This window comes from Agrobacterium genomosp. 13 str. CFBP 6927 (assembly GCA_900012615.1).
GTDB lineage: Bacteria > Pseudomonadota > Alphaproteobacteria > Rhizobiales > Rhizobiaceae > Agrobacterium.
Genome location: LT009757.1, coordinates 47507 through 65011 on the forward strand (window position 1 = coordinate 47507; position 17505 = coordinate 65011).

A 17505-nucleotide genomic window follows, 5' to 3' on the forward strand; every position below is an offset into this window, starting at 1 on the left:
TCATGGCTCAGATCGATATTCGCCAGGTCCGCAAATCCTACGGCAAGACCCCGACCCTGCACGGCGTGGATCTCTCTTTCCAATCCGGCGAATTCGTCGTCATCCTCGGCCCCTCGGGCTGCGGCAAATCCACGCTGCTGCGCATGATCGCCGGGCTGGAGGAAATCACCTCAGGCGAGATCGCCATTGGCGGGCGCGTCGTCAACACGCTGGAGCCGCGTGAGCGCGGCTGCGCCATGGTGTTCCAGAATTATGCGCTTTATCCGCACATGACGGTGGCGGGCAATATCGGCTATGCGCTGAAGGTCGCTGGCGTGCCCAAGGCCGAACGCCTGCGCCGCATCGAGGAAACAGCAAAGATCGTCGGCCTTTCCGACTATCTGGAGCGCAAGCCCGCCGCCCTTTCCGGCGGCCAACGCCAGCGTGTCGCCATGGCCCGCGCCATCATCCGCGAACCGCAGGTGTTCCTGTTCGACGAGCCGCTGTCCAATCTCGACGCCAAGCTGCGCGTGACCATGCGTGCGGAAATCCGCAAATTGCACCAGCGTCTCTCCGCGACCTCAGTCTTCGTCACCCATGACCAGGTGGAAGCCATGACGCTGGCCGACCGGCTGGTGGTGATGAACAGGGGCAATGTCGAGCAGGTCGGCCATCCGCTCGATATCTACCATCGCCCGGCCAGCACCTTCGTGGCCTCTTTCATCGGCTCGCCCGCCATGAACCTGTTCAGCACAAGGGTGGAGGTGGAATCCCCTGCCGTGATGCTGGCAGGCACGCCGGTGAAACTCTTCCCCGAAACCGCGCTGGAACTGCGCGGCCGTGACGTGATGGTCGGCATCCGCCCGGAACAATGCGTGGTCAGCACGGATGGCGCCGGCGTACCGGCAGTGGTGGATTTCGTCGAAGAACTGGGCTCGGGCCGCATCGTGCATGCCGATATCGCCGGCGAGACCTTCTCCGCCGCCATTGGTGAGGACCTTTCGGTAAAACCCGGCCAGCGCATTTACCTGGACCTGCCCGCCGCCCACCTTCATTTCTTCGATCCAGCCACCGGCAAGCGGATCGAAACCGAGGGCGCCGTCGAGACCACCCGTATCGGCAACGAGAAACTGCTGGCGGTCTAGAACATTCCCCGTGAACGCGGGTTCGCGGGGAATGCCCTTTGTCTTAGCGCCTTGTCCAGACGTGAAGGCGATTGGCTTTCACTCGAAAAATGCTCCGGCGGCCGCGCAAGGCGCGTCCGCTGCGGGATCGACTGGCCGGCGGCCGTCACGAGGTCCCATCAAAACGGGATGTGGAAAGAGAGCGGCATGACGTGCGCGTCCTTCACCGGCAGGCCCAGGAAGGTGATCGATTCGGCGATTGCGACACCGAGACCCATGCGCGCCCGCGAAAGCTAAACATTGCTGTCGATCACGGAGGAAGGGTCGAGGCCGAGGCTGGAAAGCACATCGTTGATCCGCACGCGCAGGCGGAAGGAGTTTGCGAAAGCGATAAGCCGGTTTCCGGCAAGGTCTTCGGCGGAGATGACCGCCTTCCCGGCGAGCGGATGATTTTCCACCACCACGGCCACGCACGGCACTTCCCAACGGGATGCAAACAGGGCCGGCGCAGGTGACGGGATCATCGCCAAATGCAGAATTTCAGCAAAAATCTTTCGGTTCGCAAATCATAATCGGAATAGTCTTTGCCGCGCCAATCCCCCGGCGGGGATATCGTCGCGACGAGCAAGGGCCTGCCTGCGGCTGAAGCAATCCGCAACGCCCAGAACATCGATGAAAGTGAAGCCCAATGGCAAATGATCGCAAACTGCATCTCGGCGCCTTCATGCGGCCCGTCAGTCTCCACACGGGTGCATGGCGTTATCCGGGCGCCTTTCCGGATGCGAATTTCAATTTCGCCCATCTGGCGCGCTTTGCACAACAGCTCGAGGCAGCGAAGTTCGATGCATTCTTCATGGCCGATCATCTGGCGGTGCTGAACATGCCCACCGAGGCGCTGCGCCGCAGCCACACCGTCACATCCTTCGAGCCCTTCACGCTGCTTTCGGCGCTCGCCGCCGTCACCTCCCGCATCGGGCTGGTCGCCACCGCCTCCACCACGTTCGATGAGCCCTATCATGTGGCCCGGCGTTTCGCCTCGCTCGATCACCTCAGCAATGGCCGCGCCGGCTGGAACATCGTCACCACGTCAAATCCAGACGCCGCCCGGAATTTCGGCCGCGAGGAGCAGCCGGATCACGCCGAGCGCTATGGACGCGCGCGGGAATTTTACGACGTCGTCACCGGTCTCTGGGACTCTTTTTCGGATGACGCCTTTATCCGGGATGTCGATAGCGGGCTGTTCTTCGATCCCGAAAAGATGCATGTGCTGGACCACAAGGGACCGGAATTGTCCGTGCGCGGACCGCTCAACATCGCGCGCCCGGTGCAGGGTTGGCCCGTCATCGTGCAGGCCGGAGCTTCCGAGCCGGGCCGCCAGCTTGCCGCCGAGACGGCGGAAGTGGTTTTTGCCGCAACCCCCACGCTTGCGGCAGGAAAAGCATTCTACAAGGATGTCAAGGACAGGACCGTTGCGGCAGGCCGCTCCCGCGACAGCATTGTTATCCTGCCGGGCGCTTTCGTTCTCGTCGGCGACAGCGTGGAGGAGGCGAAGGCCAAACGCGCCAGGCTCGACAGTCTCGTCCATTATGACAGCGCAATCGCCTCGCTTTCCATTGCACTCGGCCACGATGTTTCCGGCTTCGATCCCGATGGCCCCTTGCCTGATATTCCCGAGACCAACGCCAGCAAATCCAGCCGTGAAAGGGTGATCGAGCTTGCCCGCAGCGAGGGCCTGACGGTGCGCCAGCTTGCCCAGCGGCTGGGCGGTTATGCAGGTCTCGCCTTCGTCGGCACACCAAAGACCATCGCCGACGAGATGGAGCAATGGCTTCATGAGGAGGGTTCGGATGGTTTCAACGTCACCTTCCCTTTCCTGCCGGCCGGCCTTGACGACTTCACGACACAGGTAGTTCCGGAACTGCAAAGGCGCGGGCTGTTTCGCAAGGACTATGAGGGGCCGACATTACGCGACCATCTTGGCCTGCAACGACCAGCCAATCGTTTTTTCAGCTGAATAAAGCGCCGTTGACCTCGGTGATGCCCAGGTGATCATGCGGAAAGGCCAAAACACGATCGTGTCAGCCGGGTTCAGTTCAGCGGCGGCTCGTGCAGCAGAACCTGCGCAAGCGGCCTGCGGCGCGAAACGGGAACGGAAAAGCTTTCGACCATGTGGCCGAAACCAATCAGTGTGATGATGACATGCGAATCGTCCAGTCCCAGAAGCCCGCGCATGGCGCGATCCTCCTCCATTGTCGCACTCCAGTTCAGCATGCAGGCCCCGAGACCTTCCGCATGCAGCCCGAGCGCCAGCGTCATGGCAAACATTCCGCCATCCACCCAGCCCTGATTTCGCTCCCCTATCGTGTTCCAGTTTCTAAGATCGACCGTCACGACGAAGACCCCGCCAAGCTGGTCTCCGAAACCGCGATTGCCCTGATGGTGCGAGAGGACGCGCCGGATAGAATCCTTGTCCGTAAACGCAAGAACTTTCGTGGTCTGGCGATTGCAGCTCGAAGGCGATTGCATGGCGGCCGTGACAGCCCGCTCGATCCGCTCCGCTTCAATCGGCCTTGCACGGTCATACTGACGAACACTGTGGCGGGCAGCCATGAAGCCCATGAAATCGCACGAGGCCGCGGCACGGATGGCCCTTGCCGAAACCGCCTCGCTTCCGGCGGCACAGGGAGAGGATGCGGCATCGGATGCAAGCAGGTCATCCAGAAGTTTCTGCGCCTCCCGGACATCCGCCCCATTGGCCGCATTATAGGCCACATAAGCGGCAAGCACGCCAAGCCCGTTATCGGTCGCTGCATCAGGACCGTAGCTTTCGATATAATGGGAGACTTCCGCCGCCAGCAAACGCACCTTGTCGATCCCGAAACCTGCACGAGGATCGCTGAGCGACAGGCCATATTCCAGCATATGGGACAACAGCCTGATATGCGCCTCCAGATTTTGACGCTCGCGCGGACCGTCAATGAAACTGGAGGCCCGGTATCGACGAAAATCATAGGCGAAATTCCGCACAAGCGTGACGAAGCTTTGCAAACGCGACAAAGCTCCGCCGCTGCCCGGCGCGCTTCTGGCGACTGGCATTGTGACCTCCGTGAAGTAGTCTCTCTTTGATGGAAACACCATCGCCATGGCCGGCCCCGCTGTCAAACCAGCCACGAAACGCCAAAATCGCCTTATTTTGCGACGTTACTCGTCCAATATTTAATCAAATATCGGAAACGCATCCGTTTTATGCAGCAACACCTATCCGAAAGGATAGGAAATTTGCTTCAAAGCCAGCCATACTACCCACCCGAAAGAGCGAAGACCCTATTCGCCAAAGCTCTTTCGTCAGACGGCACGCCGATGCACCGTAAGGCATCGGAACAAGCGGCGCAGGAAGCCGACGCCCAGAAGTGTCGGATGCGCAACGTTCAAGGCTTGGATTTGTCCCGCATACGCCGGTCGTAGCGGTGCTTGAAGGAGGTATCGAGAATGCGTAACGTCAATGTTCGTGTCGTGTCCCCCATCGTAACGCGCGGCTTTCGCAAGCTGGCGGATCTCAAGGCGCTGGAATATCCCGGCGTGAGCCTTTCCCATGCCGAGATAGCCACAGGGCCGGGTTCGATCGAAAGCGAGTTCGAGGCGGCGATGTCCGTTCCCGGCACCCTGCTTGAGGTCGCGCGCGCCGAGCGCGAAGGCGTCGATGCCGTCATCATCGACTGCATGGGCGATCCGGGCCTGCGGCCGGCCCGGGAAATTTCCGGCATGCTTATTGTCGGACCATGCCAAACCGGCATGCATGTTGCATCCATGCTGGGACATAAATTCTCGGTCATTACCGTCATGCGTCGCCTGATCCCGTCTTTTGAAAATACCGCCGCCCTATGCGGCCTTTCCAGCAAGCTGGCCTCGGTGCGCAGCGTCGACATTCCCGTCCTCGATCTCGAGGCGGATCTTGTCGCCACCGCCCGGCGGCTGGTGGAGGAAGGCAGGAAGGCTGTCGAGGAGGACGGCGCGGAAGCGCTGATCTTCGGCTGCACCGGCCTGATGGGATGCGCCGCCGGTCTGCGCGATGGGCTGCTTGCCGAAGGCATCGACGTTCCGGTCATCGATCCCATTCCGACAGCGGTGTCGATTGCCGCCGGTCTCGTGCGCGCCGGTCTTTCGCAAAGCAAGATGACCTATCCGGCCCCGCCGGAAAAGGAACTGATCGGTTACGACGCCTTGCACAGGGCCATGCTGCCGCAAGCGGCAGAATGAGGAGATCGGGCAACATGGCGGTATCCGCAATGACGACATCGGACAAACAGGTGAACGGCCTGCCTCTTTCTCAGGCTTCGTCGCTGCGAAGGCGCTTCGGCGAGGGGCTCGGCTTCTGGCTGCTTCTGCTGCCGGCCCTGATTTTCTTCATCGCCTTTTTCGTCGTGCCCACCGCTTCGCTTTTTGCCCTTGCCTTCAACAAATCGGTGGCGGGCGTCATAACCCTCTCAAGCGCGATCACCTTCGACAATTTCGTGCGCATCTTCACCCGCGCCATTTATTACGAGGCCATTTTGCGCTCCGTCGGCATTGCCGCCATGGTGGCGCTGGTCTGTCTGGTGCTCGGATATCCGCTTGCTTATGTCATCGCCAAGACGGTCAGCCCCGGCCGCAATACCCTGCTGATGATCCTGGTGCTGTCATCGATGCAGCTCGACATGGTCATTCGGCTTTATGGGCTGATGGTGCTTCTGGGCGATAACGGCCTCATCAACAGCACACTCATCCGCATCGGCATCATTTCAGAGCCCTTGCCGCTGATGTACAACATCTTCGGTGTCGTGGTCGGGCTGGTGCAGATCACGCTGCCTTTCATGATCCTGTCATTGATCGGCATCATCAAATCCATCCATCCTGCGCTGGAAGAAGCGGCCAGATCGCTTGGCGCTTCCCGTGCGAAGGCCTTCTTCTCCATCGTGCTGCCGCTTTCCATGCCGGGAATTCTGGCGGGTACGCTGCTGGTCTTCGCACTTGCCATTTCATCCTATGTCGTGCCGGCGCTGATGGGCGGCTGGAAGGTCATGGTCATGCCGATCCACATCTACCAGCAGGTGGCGGAAACCGGACGCTGGCAGTTCGGTGCGGCCATCGCCATCGTCCTCTTCGTCACCAGCCTGATGGCGATCGCCGTCTATCACCGCGCTGCCATGCGCACCACGGGAGGGCGCAGCTGATGCGTGAGGAATCATCCATTCCGCTTGTTTTCAGACTTCTGTCGGTGCTGACGCTGACGGTTTTGCTGGTCCCCGTCATCATCGTCATCCTGTCCGGCCTGAATGCCGGCGACTATCTGACCTTTCCGCCGCAGGGTTTTTCCCTGCGCTGGGTCTATGCCTTCCTGACCTCACCGACCTTTCTCTCGGCCTATGGCGTTTCCTTCCTCGTCGCCGGCATCTCGACAGCGATTGCGACGGTGCTCGGCACCATGGCGGCACTGTTCCTGACACGGTCGTCGAGCCGTCTTGTTGCACCGCTGCGCGCCTTCTTCATGATGCCCATCGTCCTGCCGGGGGTGGTGCTGGGCCTTGCGCTCTACGTGTTCTATGTCACCACCGGCATCGGGCTCGCACGGAGCATGACCGGGCTCATAATCGGCCACGTCATCGTCACCTGCCCCTTCGTCATCGCCACGGTCACCGCCGCCCTCGTCGGCTTCGACCGCAGCCTGGAAGAGGCAGCACGGTCGCTCGGGGCTTCTCCCTTTACCGCCTTTCGGCTCGTGACGCTGAAGATCATTTCACCGGCCATTTCGGCTGGCACCATCTTCGCTTTCATCATTTCCTTCGGCCAGTTCGAGGTGACGCTCTTTCTCTCGACGCCAAACCTGCAAACCTTGCCGATGGCCATGTATGTGGCGCTGCGTTACGCCTTCGAACCCACTGCGGCGGCAGCAGGCATATTCGCCATCCTCCTCGTCGTCGTGTCGATGGTGGCAACGTCCAGGCTCATCAATCTGAAGCGCGTTTTCGGCGGCTAGAGCACCGCCGGACATTTAATGAATGCCCGCATCCATAGGTTCAAAAAACAAGGGGAACATGGACATGACTGGAATGACATTCGATCCCAACCGCCGCAAGCTTCTCAAGATCGGCGCCGCAGCAGCAACCCTGCCGCTCTTCAACATCAACCATGCCTTCTCGCAGGACGTGACCTATGACGGCTCCGTCTTCGATGCCGGCGGGGCGGTGTTGCGGATAGGCGAATGGGGCGGGCCCTGGGGTGAGCTGGTCAATAAATATCTGCTGACCGACTTCGCGAAAGATTTCAACTGCAAGATCGAATATGATTCCACCTGGCCGTGGTTTCCCAAATTCGTCGCCAACGGGCCGAAAAAACCGCCGCTCGACATTACCAACTGGAACCTGCCGGAAATGTTCAAGACGGCGGCGGCGGGCGATTTCTTCCACACGATCGACGAAATCCTTCCCAACCTGCCGAACGGCAAAAATCTCTGGCCCTTCGCCACCTCGAACGGCGTCGGCGTCACCTGGGCCTTCAACCAGTATGTGCATGCCTATCGCACCGACCTCGTCACGCCGCCGCCGACCAGCTTCAAGGACATGTGGAAGCCGGAATTCGCCGGCAAGCGCGGCACCTACATCACCTCCAACACGCTGCAGATGGACTTCTTCCTCGTCGCCTGCTCGCTGTTCGGCAAGGATCAGTACGATCTCGATGCCGGTTACAAGGCGATGAAGGAATTGATGCCCGCCAAGATTTCGGATTTCACCGGCAACATGCAGACGCTGATGGATCGCGGCGAGGTGGTCATCGCGGTACAGAGCGACGCCGAACCCATGCAGGCCCGCGACAAGGGCGCGCCTTTCGCCGTCATGTACTGGAAGGAACTGCAACCGATCCTGACCCAGACCTATACGGTCAGCCGCTATTCCGAGCCAACCCAGAAGAAGCTTGCTTATGCGCTTCTCAACCGGGCGCTGGAGCCGTCCTTCATGACCAATATGGGCAAGGAATTCTACCTGCGCCCCACCGTCTCCAACGCCGCTCTGCCGGACAATCTCGTCAAGGCCGGCATCGTCAACAGCGCCGACGCCACCAAGGATTTCTGGCTGCCGGACTGGAAAGCCTATCTCGAAAACGAAGACGAGATCGTTGAGACCGTGAACGAAATCTTCGCGGGCTGACCCTCGCACCCACAGAACGTCGTGGCCGGTTCCGCCGGCCACGTCCCAGAGGGAAAGGACAACGGAAGCCGATGTCGGATATTCAACTGAAAAGCCTCGTCAAATCCTATGGCGACAATGTCGCGGTCGCGGGCATCGATCTGCATATAGAACAGGGCGAATTCTTCTCGCTGCTGGGACCTTCCGGCTGCGGCAAGTCCACGACATTGCGCATGATCGCCGGCTTCATCCGCCCATCGTCGGGGCAAATCCTGATCGGATCGGATGACGTCACCTATCTGCCGCCCGAAAAGCGCGACATCGGCATCGTCTTCCAGAATTATGCGATTTTTCCGCATATGAACGTGGCCGAAAACATCGCCTTCGGTCTGAAGCTGCGAAAGAAATCCAGGGAAGAAATCGACCGCTCCGTCGCCTTCGCATTACGCCAGGTCGGCCTTGCGGGATATGAAAACCGCTATCAGCGCCAGCTTTCCGGTGGCGAGCAGCAGCGTGTGGCCCTTGCCCGCGTGCTGGTTACCGAACCGCGCATCCTGCTTCTCGATGAACCGCTTTCGGCACTCGACAAATCGCTGCGGGAGGAAATGAAATACTGGATCAAGGATCTGCAAAAGAAGCTCGGCATCACCACCGTTTACGTGACCCACGATCAGGATGAGGCGCTCACCATGTCCGACCGCATCGGCGTGATGCAGAAAGCCAGAGTCGAGCAGGTGGGCACGCCGCAGGAAATCTACGAGAGGCCGAAGACGCTTTTCGTCACCACCTTCATCGGCCAGTCGAATGTCATCGACGCCACAGTGAGGGGCCGCCAAGGCGAAAGCCTGGTGGTCAGCTTCGGCGACACCGTGGCGCTGACACGTGTTCCCGCCGAAGACTTCGCCGATGGCAAAGCCGTCAAGCTCGTCGTCAGACCGGAAAACATCATCATCGGCGAGGCCGGCACCGGCGTTCCGGCAACCGTCGTCTCTGAAACCTATCAGGGCGCCCTTGTCCGGTACCATCTTTCGGTCGGCGGGCAGGATATCGTCGCCGAACGGCAGAACCAGTCCCATCTCGCTAGGCTGTCGCCCGGACAGGCGATCGGCGTGACATGGGACCCGGAACGATCCGAAGTCTTGGTGGCCTGAGACCCGGCCACCGGAACCAGAAAATCGGGAAAGGATGCAATGTGCGGTGAGCAACCGCGCAGGCGCCCTTCCCTTGTCAATCGACAGGAGAAAGACATGCGTATTGGCATTGATGTGGGTGGCACGAATACCGACGCCGCCCTTATGGATGGGGCAGCGGTCATCGGCGCCTGCAAAAGCCCGACAACGGCCGATGTCGGCTCGGGCATCGTGGCGGTGCTGAACAAGCTTCTGGGCATGACGGGCGTATCCGTCTCGCAAATTCAGGCGGTGATGATCGGCACGACCCATTTCACCAATGCCGTGGTCGAGCGCAAGCGCCTGCTGGAAGTCGCCGCCATCCGCCTCGGCCTGCCGGCCACCAAGGGCCTGCCGCCGCTGACCGACTGGCCGAAGGACCTTGCCGACACGCTTGGCCGACACACCTTCATGCTGCGCGGCGGACATGAATTCGACGGGCGCACCATCGCGCCTCTCGACGAAAAGGGATTGATGGAGGTTGCCGCCACCGTGCGCGAACGCGGCCTGAAGACGGCGGCCATCACCTCGGTTTTTTCGCCGGTCACGCCGGAAATGGAGCTTCGCGCCGCCGAAATCCTGCGCGATGCGGTTCCCGACATCGCCATCTCGCTCAGCCATGAAATCGGAAGAGTGGGTTTCCTCGAGCGTGAAAACGCCTCGATCATGAATGCCTCGCTGGCCGAGCTTTCCCGCAAGGTCGTCTCCTCCTTCCGCAGCGCGCTGAAGGAACTCGACATCAAGGCGCCCTTTTTCATCAGCCAGAACGATGGAACATTGATGTCTCCCGACTATGTCGAGCGTTATCCGGTCCTTACCTTCGCCTCCGGTCCCACCAATTCCATGCGCGGCGCTGCGATGCTGGCCGGTGTCAAGGAAGCCATGGTGGTGGATATTGGCGGCACGACATCGGATGTCGGCATGCTCGTGCACGGTTTTCCGCGAGAATCGGCGGTTGCCGTCGATATTGGCGGTGTGCGCACCAATTTCCGCATGCCGGACGTGCTGGCCATCGGGCTTGGCGGCGGCTCGCTGGTGCGTGACGAGGGTAAGCGCATCGGTCCCGATTCCGTCGGTTACGAGATCACCAGCAAGGCGCTGGTTTTCGGCGGCGATACGCTGACAACCACGGATATCGTGGTGGCGGCCGGGCTGGAGGATATTGGCGACCGCTCCCGTGTTGCGCATATTCCTGCAGAAACCATCGAAAACGCGCTCGACACCATGCATCGCATGGTCGATGAGGCCGTGGATCGCATGAAAACCAGCGCCGATCCGCTTCCCGTCATTCTGGTGGGCGGCGGCTCCATTCTGGTCTCGCGCGACCTGCCTTCGGCATCGAAGGTTCTGAGGCCACAAAACGCCTCCGTCGCCAATGCCATCGGCGCGGCGATCGCACAGGTGGGCGGCGAGGTGGATCGCATCTTCTCGCTGGAAGGCACCTCGCGAGACGCCGTTCTGGCAAGCGCAAAGGCCGAGGCTTCGGAACGCGCGGTGAAGGCAGGGGCGGCAGCCGCCTCCGTCAAGATCATGGATATCGAGGAAGTGCCGCTTGCCTATTTGCCCGGCAGCGCCACCCGCATCCGCGTCAAGGCGGTCGGCGACCTAGTGATCGGTTGAGGACATGGCGATGAAACTCACACGCGAACATCTTGCCGATCTTGCCGTCGGCGCGGCTTTTCTCGGAACCGGCGGCGGCGGCGACCCCTATGTCGGGCGCATGATGGTGCAGCAATGCCTGGACGAAGGCTGCGAGGTCGAGCTGATCGATCCCAGTGAATTGCCTGATGACAGCCTCGTCATCCCGACAGCCATGATGGGTGCGCCGACCGTGCTGGTGGAGAAAATCCCGTCTGGCGAAGAGGCCATCTTCTCGCTCCGTCGCCTTGAGAAACGGCTCGGCAAAAAAGCCGGCTACACCATGCCCATCGAGATAGGCGGCATCAATTCCACCATTCCGCTGGTCGTCGGCGCCCGGCTCGGTCTGCCCATCGTCGATGCCGACGGCATGGGGCGCGCCTTTCCCTTTCTCGAAATGGAAACATTCGGCGTTTACGGCATATCCGGCTCCCCCATGGCGGTGAGCAATGAGTGGGGCGATTGCGCGCTGATCGAGGCAGTCGATAACAGGCAGATGGAATGGCTCTCCCGCGCCGTCGCCATTCGCATGGGCGGCTGCGCCTATATTGCGGAATATGCCATGAGCGGCGCGGAGGTGAAGCGCACCGCCATTCCCAATACGCTGACACTGGCGATCCACATCGGCAAGGTGTTGCGCAAGGCGCAGGAGGACCACATCAATCCCATCGAGGCGCTTCTCGGTTTCCTGCCTTCCACGCTTTACCGTTACGGCCGCGTCATCTTCAAGGGAAAGATCGTCGATGTGATGCGCGAAACCAAAGCCGGTTTCACCATCGGCCGCGCCCGCATCGAAGCTGTCGCGCCATTCACCTCGCAGATGGAAATCGAAATCCAGAACGAGAACCTGATCGCCAGGCAGGATGGCCGGGTAAGAGCCATCGTGCCGGACCTGATCTCGATCATGAACACGGAAACCGCCGAGCCAATCACCAGCGAAAACCTGCGTTACGGCCAGCGCGTCACCGTGGTCGCCGTCTCCGTGCCCGAGATCATGCGCACTCCGGAAGCGCTCAACGTGTTCGGCCCGGCCTGCTTCGGCCTGAAGGAACCCTTTACCTCCATCGAGGAGATCGACTGACATGGCAATCATCACGGAGCAGGACATAGACGATCTGGCCGTCGGCGCGGCCGTTCTCGGCACCGGCGGCGGCGGCGACCCCTATATCGGCAAGCTTCTGGCCAAGGCCGCCATCGAAAAATACGGACCGGTCGATCTGATCGCACTCGACGCGGTGCCCGATGGCGCAGCCGTCGTCGCCTGCGGCGCGATGGGAGCGCCCACCATCCTCATCGAAAAAATTCCCTCCGGCGAAGAGGGCGACCTTGCGCTTGAGACCTATGAGGACCACACCGGCATCGATGTCGGCGCCATCATTCCCTTCGAGGCGGGTGGCATCAATTCCATGATACCGATCGTGCTGGCGGCCAAAAAGCGCGTGCCCGTCATCGATGCGGACGGCATGGGCCGCGCCTTCCCGCAGCTTGAAATGGAAACCTTCAACGTCTACGGCGTGCCGGCAAGCCCGGTGGCGGTGGCCGACGAACGCGGCAACCGCGTGCTGATCGAGACCGAAGACGCCGCAAAGGCCGAGTGGCTGGCCCGCGGCGTGACCATCCGCATGGGCGGGCAGGCCTATATCGTCAATTACGGCATGGATGGCGAAACGGCAAAACGTGTTTCGGTGCCCGCCACCATGTCGCTCGCCATCGGCATTGGCCGGACCCTGCGCGAGGCGGCCGCAGGGCATCTCGACCCGGTCCGGGCGCTTGTCGATTTTTTTGCGGGCACGCATTATGGCCATGCCGAAATCATCACCTCCGGCAAGGTCTGCGATGTCGCCCGCAAGGAGGAAAACGGCTGGTCGGTGGGGATCGCCACCATCGAACCCTTCGACACCTCGAAACCGAAAGTCAAAATCCGCATCCAGAACGAAAACCTCGTGGCGGAGGAAGAAGGCGGACGCGTGCTGGCGATCGTTCCCGATCTCATTACCGTGCTCGACATCGATACGGCCGAAGCCATCACCACAGAAAGGCTGCGTTATGGTCAGCGCGTGAACGTGCTTGCCGTGCGTGTGCCGCCCATCATGCGCACGCCGGAAGCGCTGGCTGTCTTCGGTCCCGGCGCCTTCGGCCTCACGCAGGCCTACCGTCCACTCGGCTCTTGACGAATGCCCGGCATCGGGCACTGATAATATCCCGCCCTTCCCGGACGCCACTCCGGCAGGGGCCGGTCGTTGAGTGACGAAAGAGGACCGATGCCGAGCCGTGTCTTGCGTGAAAAGCCGTCGCATGCCGTCAGAACCTTTACCGGTGCCGGGCTGCGCTTCAGCCCGCCCCGCATGCTTTTTTCCGGCATCGAGCGACCCTACCTGCTTTCGAAGCTGGCAGCGGGGCTTTCAAGGCAGATCGTCGTGCTGCGCGCGCCGCCCGGTTTCGGCAAGACCGCCCTGATGAAAGCGGCCTATGAGCGGCTGGTGGACGGCACGCTTACCTTGCCGGGCCTGCGGGAAACGGCGGTTTCCCATTGCTCCTGGCTTAACGCTTCGGGCATCGCCTCTCCTGAACGGTTCGTCGGCGAATTGCGTCAGTCACTCGGCCTTGCCGCAATGGCGGACATGCAGGACGCGCTGATGGACGCCATGGAAGCCGTGGCGCGGCGTGATGGCCTCACCATTCTCTTCATCGATAATATCGACGAAATCGACACGGGCGGCCAGCATCGGTTGCTGGAGCGGCTCATCCTTGCCGCGCCGGATACGCTGCGCATCGCCTGCTCTTCCTGCTCTCCCGCGCAATTGCCGCTTGCCCGGCTGAAGGCGCGCGGTGTGCTGGCGGAAGTGACCGCTCGGGAACTCGAATTCGGACGATCTGAACTGCGGCGGCTTCTGTCACGCGGCGCAATGTCGGCGCTTGTCGATCCTTTGATGGAGATCACCCGCGGCTGGCCGGCGCTGGCGCAGCTCGCCGCCGGCATCGTTACCGGCAACCCGACGGAAGAGGAGCGCCGTGTGCTCCTTGCCGGCACCCATCACGACCTGACCGACTACGTGCGTGAAACCGTCATCAACCGGCTTTCTCCGGCGCTTTTGTCCACATTGCGCCGTTTGTCGCCCTTTTCGGAATTTCGCCTCGATCTTGCATCCGATCTCGGTCTGCCCAGCCTGCCCGAGGAAGATCTGGCGATGCTGGAGGCCATGCATCCCATCATAGAAAACGGCGCGAACGGCTGGCTCTCCCTGCATCCCGTGCTGCGCACCTGCCTGGAACGGGACACCGCCTTCGTTTCGGACGCGGAGAAGAAGGCGCTGCATCGACAGGCCGCCGTCTGGTTCGCAACGCGCGCCCATCTGGAACGAGCGGTTTCCCACGCGGCCCAGAGCGGCGATTTCCACATGGCGGAAGAAATCATCGGCAAGGCGGGCGGCGTCGATATCTTCCTCAGGGCGGGACATCAGGTGCTCGAGCATCTGATCGATAATTTTCCGCCGGAAATCCTGCATGCCTCGCCGGGCCTGATGGTCTGTTATGCCGTGGTGCTCTCCAAGCGCGGCAATGCGGCGGCCGGGCGCGAGCGGCTCGATATTCTGAAAGAAAACGGCGAATGGTCCGCTGCCGCACTTGCCGTCGTCGACCGCAGCGTGCTCGATCATATCGACAGCCTGATCGACGTTTACGAAGATCGCCGCATGAGCGTGGCCGAGGCGCAACGGCTGGAAAGGGCGGCCGCTGCCCTGCCGCCACATGCCACATGGGAGCTAGCCTGGCTCTTCAACCATCTCTGTATCATTTACACCCGCACGGGCGACCTCGAAGAGGCACGCCGGGCGGCGCTCAAGGCTCTCGGCTATTACCGCGAGGAAAAAACGCCCTATGCCCAGGTCTTCATGCTCATCCACCTTGGCCTCGTCAGCACGCTGACCGGAGAATTTTCCGCGGCCCTGCAATTTTGCCGGGAAGCCGAGGAACTGGTGGAACGGGTGCACTGGACGGATCGAAACCTGCTCGCCATCGTGCGCCTTGCAACGGCCGATGTGCTCTATCAGCAGGGCGAGGTGCTTCATGTCGAGCAGACGCTGACGGAATGCGTGGAGCCGCTGATCCGCGGCGAAAGCTGGGTCGACCTGTTCATGCGGCTGTTCTGGCTGCTGGCCCGCAGCCGCCTTCAGGTCAGCGGCTTCGATGCCGCCGCCGCGGCAATCGACAAGGCCGAGGAAGTGGCTGTGGAGCGTGACCTGCCCCGGTTGAAGACCGCCGCCGGCATCATGCGTGTCGACCTGCTCGTCAGGGCTGGCATGATCGAATCGGCAACACAGGCGATGGAGCGGGTGGAAACACTCAAAGAGGCAGGCGGCCCCGACAACTGGACGTGGCGGGAGGCATATGATTTTGACATCGCAGCCGCCCGGCTGGCGCTTGCACAGGGACTGGCGCCACAGGCACTGCAAACGCTTGAAGCCCTGATCCTTTCCGCCAAGGCGTCCGGCCGCGCCTATCATCGCATGCTGGCCGAGATCATGGCGGTGCAGGCGTCATGGAAGACCGGCCGCCAGCAGCAGGCCTTCGCCTATCTGCAATCGGCCATCGCCCTTGCCCGCGCTCACGAAGCGACGCAGCTCTTTACCGATGAGGGCCAGGAACTGGCCACCACGTTGCGCGCCATCGTGCGTCGCTTCGGGCTGAAGGTGTTCAGCCCGAATGCCGTGGAATTCATGAGCCGCATTGTCGGACACGGTCTTGGCCGCCAGCCACGCACCATCGTGCCGCTGGGCGGCAACGAAGATGGCGCAGCACACGCCGCGGGCCTTCTGAGCGGCCGGGAAACCACCGTTTTGAAACTTCTCTCCGAAGGCCGCAGCAACAAGGAAATGGCCCGCGATCTCGGACTTTCCGAAGCAACCGTAAAATTCCATCTGAAGAACATCTATGCCAAGCTCGGCGTCAGCCGGCGCGGCATGGCCGTTTCCGTCAGCAAACATCTCAAGCTGACCGAACGCGAATAGGACCTGCATTTAAAAGGCAGGATCGGGGCACCGCCGCGCGGTTTCGACGCCGCGTGCGGTGCCCCCTTGTCGTCATCCGCGCTTGCGCAGGGTCCGCGTGCCGGTGTCGACAAGGTTTTGCGCCGCCTCGTCCACGCTGGCGCGGCCGAAAGCGAGCGAGTCGGCGATGGGGCGCATCACCCCACGGTCGAACTCATTGGCGCCAATCGGGGCAGGCTCCGGATAGGGATCGAGCTTGCCGGACAGGCTTTCAATGTAATCCACCGTCTTGCGTTCGGTCTCGTTGAGGCTCGGCAACACCGCTTCGCGCACTTTCTTCGCTGGCGGTACGCCACGCTCGACACCGAGAACCTTGCCGGCATCCAGATCGTTGACGAAGAAGTTGATGAACTTCGCCGCCGCTTCCGGATTGGTAGAGGTGGACGAAATGCACCAGATGAGGCCCGGCCGGTAATAATGCCCGGTCGGCTTGCCCGCCCCCTCGCCCGGCAGCATGCCGATCGACAGCGTCTTCTTGTTGAGCGCCTGGTAACCCACGAGCTGGTTGGAATAGGCAAAACCGATTGCCGAATTGCCAAGGGTCAGCGCGTTGGATTCGATGGTATTATCGTCACGCGTCTGGATATCGGCGGAGACGCAGAGCTTGTTCTCGCGCAGATCCTCCCAATAGGCGAACCATTCCTTGGCGTCTTCCTTGTTGAAGCCGATGGTGCCATCCTGGAACAGGAGCTTGCCACGCTGGCGCAGCCAGACATCGAAGACATAGTGATAACGCCCGCCATAGGGCACAGCCCAGTAGTTTCGTTTTGCCGGAGCGTTCTTCTTGAAATCGCGCGCCAGTTCCGCCAGCGCCTTCCAGGTGATCTGCTCCTTCGGCACGGAGACGCCCGCTTCCTTCAGCGTCTCGGCATCGTACATCATGCAGAAGGAATTCAGCCCGAGACCGACGCCGTAAAGCTTGCCGTCGATGCGGCAAAGATCGATCTCGCTTTTGCCGAAGCTGGAAAGATCAAGCGCCGAGCCGACGAACTGATCTAGCTCCATGCAGGCGCCACGGCCGGAATAATCGGCAATGGTGGAAGGCTCGAGCTGGAAGATATCGGCGACGTTGCGTCCCGCCATGGATGTCGCAAGTTTGGTCCAGTAATCAGAACCGGCGATCATCTCCCCACTGACCACCGTTTGTGGATCTGCCTTCTGATAAAGGGAGATCACCTCATTGGTACGTTTGTTGCGGTCAGCCGACCCCCACCATACGCAACGAAGCCGGGTTTCAGCCGCCATTGCGCGGAAACCGCCCGCCGCCGCGCCAAGACCGGCCAGCGCCGCCGTCACCAAAAATCCACGTCTATCGATAGTTTGCATCTGCTCCTCCCGCGTTTTGCAAATTTCTCACTTATCACTTAAATTCTTGCAAATTTTCCGTATT

At 61.2% G+C, this 17505-nt stretch carries 14 protein-coding genes; 11 read left to right on the top strand and 3 right to left on the bottom strand.

Annotation, left to right across the window (positions count from 1 at the left end; translation table 11 throughout):
• The first annotated feature begins 2 nt into the window (after nt 1-2).
• Nucleotides 3-1124: a sn-glycerol-3-phosphate import ATP-binding protein UgpC gene (locus tag AGR13A_RS14585; RefSeq protein ID WP_035225543.1), complete on the top strand. Its 1122-nt coding sequence runs from the start codon at nt 3-5 to the stop codon at nt 1122-1124.
• Nucleotides 1125-1396: 272 nt separating this feature from the next.
• Here the strand turns inward: AGR13A_RS14585 and AGR13A_RS25150 are convergent, their stop codons facing one another.
• A complete protein-coding gene (locus AGR13A_RS25150; protein WP_308400240.1) occupies nt 1397-1627 on the bottom strand; it encodes a LysR substrate-binding domain-containing protein in 231 nt (76 codons plus the stop codon).
• A 164-nt stretch (nt 1628-1791) separates the two neighbouring features.
• Between AGR13A_RS25150 and AGR13A_RS14595 the strand changes: the two genes are divergently transcribed.
• Nucleotides 1792-3117: an LLM class flavin-dependent oxidoreductase gene (locus AGR13A_RS14595; protein WP_080836976.1), complete on the top strand. Its 1326-nt coding sequence runs from the start codon at nt 1792-1794 to the stop codon at nt 3115-3117.
• Between the two features lie 74 nt (nt 3118-3191).
• On the opposite strand, the gene AGR13A_RS14600 is transcribed toward AGR13A_RS14595, so the two are convergent.
• Nucleotides 3192-4199: a nitroreductase family protein gene (locus tag AGR13A_RS14600; protein ID WP_080836978.1), complete on the bottom strand. Its 1008-nt coding sequence runs from the start codon at nt 4197-4199 to the stop codon at nt 3192-3194.
• A 393-nt stretch (nt 4200-4592) separates the two neighbouring features.
• Here AGR13A_RS14600 and AGR13A_RS14610 point away from each other — a divergent pair, with 393 nt between their 5' ends.
• From AGR13A_RS14610 to AGR13A_RS14650, 9 genes are all read left to right on the top strand, one after another.
• A complete protein-coding gene (locus AGR13A_RS14610) occupies nt 4593-5360 on the top strand; it encodes an aspartate/glutamate racemase family protein (protein WP_080836982.1) in 768 nt (255 codons plus the stop codon).
• A gap of 14 nt (nt 5361-5374) precedes the next feature.
• Nucleotides 5375-6313: an ABC transporter permease gene (locus tag AGR13A_RS14615; RefSeq protein WP_035225553.1), complete on the top strand. Its 939-nt coding sequence runs from the start codon at nt 5375-5377 to the stop codon at nt 6311-6313.
• Nucleotides 6313-7116: an ABC transporter permease gene (locus AGR13A_RS14620; protein ID WP_035225554.1), complete on the top strand. Its 804-nt coding sequence runs from the start codon at nt 6313-6315 to the stop codon at nt 7114-7116. The genes AGR13A_RS14615 and AGR13A_RS14620 overlap by 1 nt, the downstream gene beginning before the upstream one ends.
• A 64-nt stretch (nt 7117-7180) precedes the next feature.
• Entirely contained in the window at nt 7181-8284 is a 1104-nt protein-coding gene (locus AGR13A_RS14625; RefSeq protein WP_308400242.1) for an ABC transporter substrate-binding protein, read from the top strand.
• A gap of 71 nt (nt 8285-8355) precedes the next feature.
• Nucleotides 8356-9414, top strand: a complete 1059-nt coding sequence (locus tag AGR13A_RS14630; protein WP_035225560.1) for an ABC transporter ATP-binding protein — start codon at nt 8356-8358, stop codon at nt 9412-9414.
• A 96-nt stretch (nt 9415-9510) separates the two neighbouring features.
• Nucleotides 9511-11052, top strand: coding sequence for a hydantoinase/oxoprolinase family protein (locus AGR13A_RS14635; RefSeq protein WP_080836985.1), 1542 nt, complete (start codon nt 9511-9513; stop codon nt 11050-11052).
• Nucleotides 11053-11062: 10 nt separating this feature from the next.
• Entirely contained in the window at nt 11063-12151 is a 1089-nt protein-coding gene (locus tag AGR13A_RS14640) for a DUF917 domain-containing protein (protein ID WP_080840191.1), read from the top strand.
• A 1-nt stretch (nt 12152) separates the two neighbouring features.
• Nucleotides 12153-13241, top strand: a complete 1089-nt coding sequence (locus AGR13A_RS14645; RefSeq protein WP_080836987.1) for a DUF917 domain-containing protein — start codon at nt 12153-12155, stop codon at nt 13239-13241.
• 69 nt (nt 13242-13310) lie between these two features.
• The gene (locus tag AGR13A_RS14650) at nt 13311-16076 is read left to right on the top strand and encodes a LuxR C-terminal-related transcriptional regulator (protein ID WP_308400243.1); all 2766 of its coding nucleotides are present in this window, start codon (nt 13311-13313) and stop codon (nt 16074-16076) included.
• Between the two features lie 72 nt (nt 16077-16148).
• On the opposite strand, the gene AGR13A_RS14655 is transcribed toward AGR13A_RS14650, so the two are convergent.
• On the bottom strand, nt 16149-17441 hold the full coding sequence (locus AGR13A_RS14655; protein WP_035225569.1) for an ABC transporter substrate-binding protein: 1293 nt from the start codon (nt 17439-17441) through the stop codon (nt 16149-16151).
• Between the last annotated feature and the right edge of the window lie 64 nt (nt 17442-17505).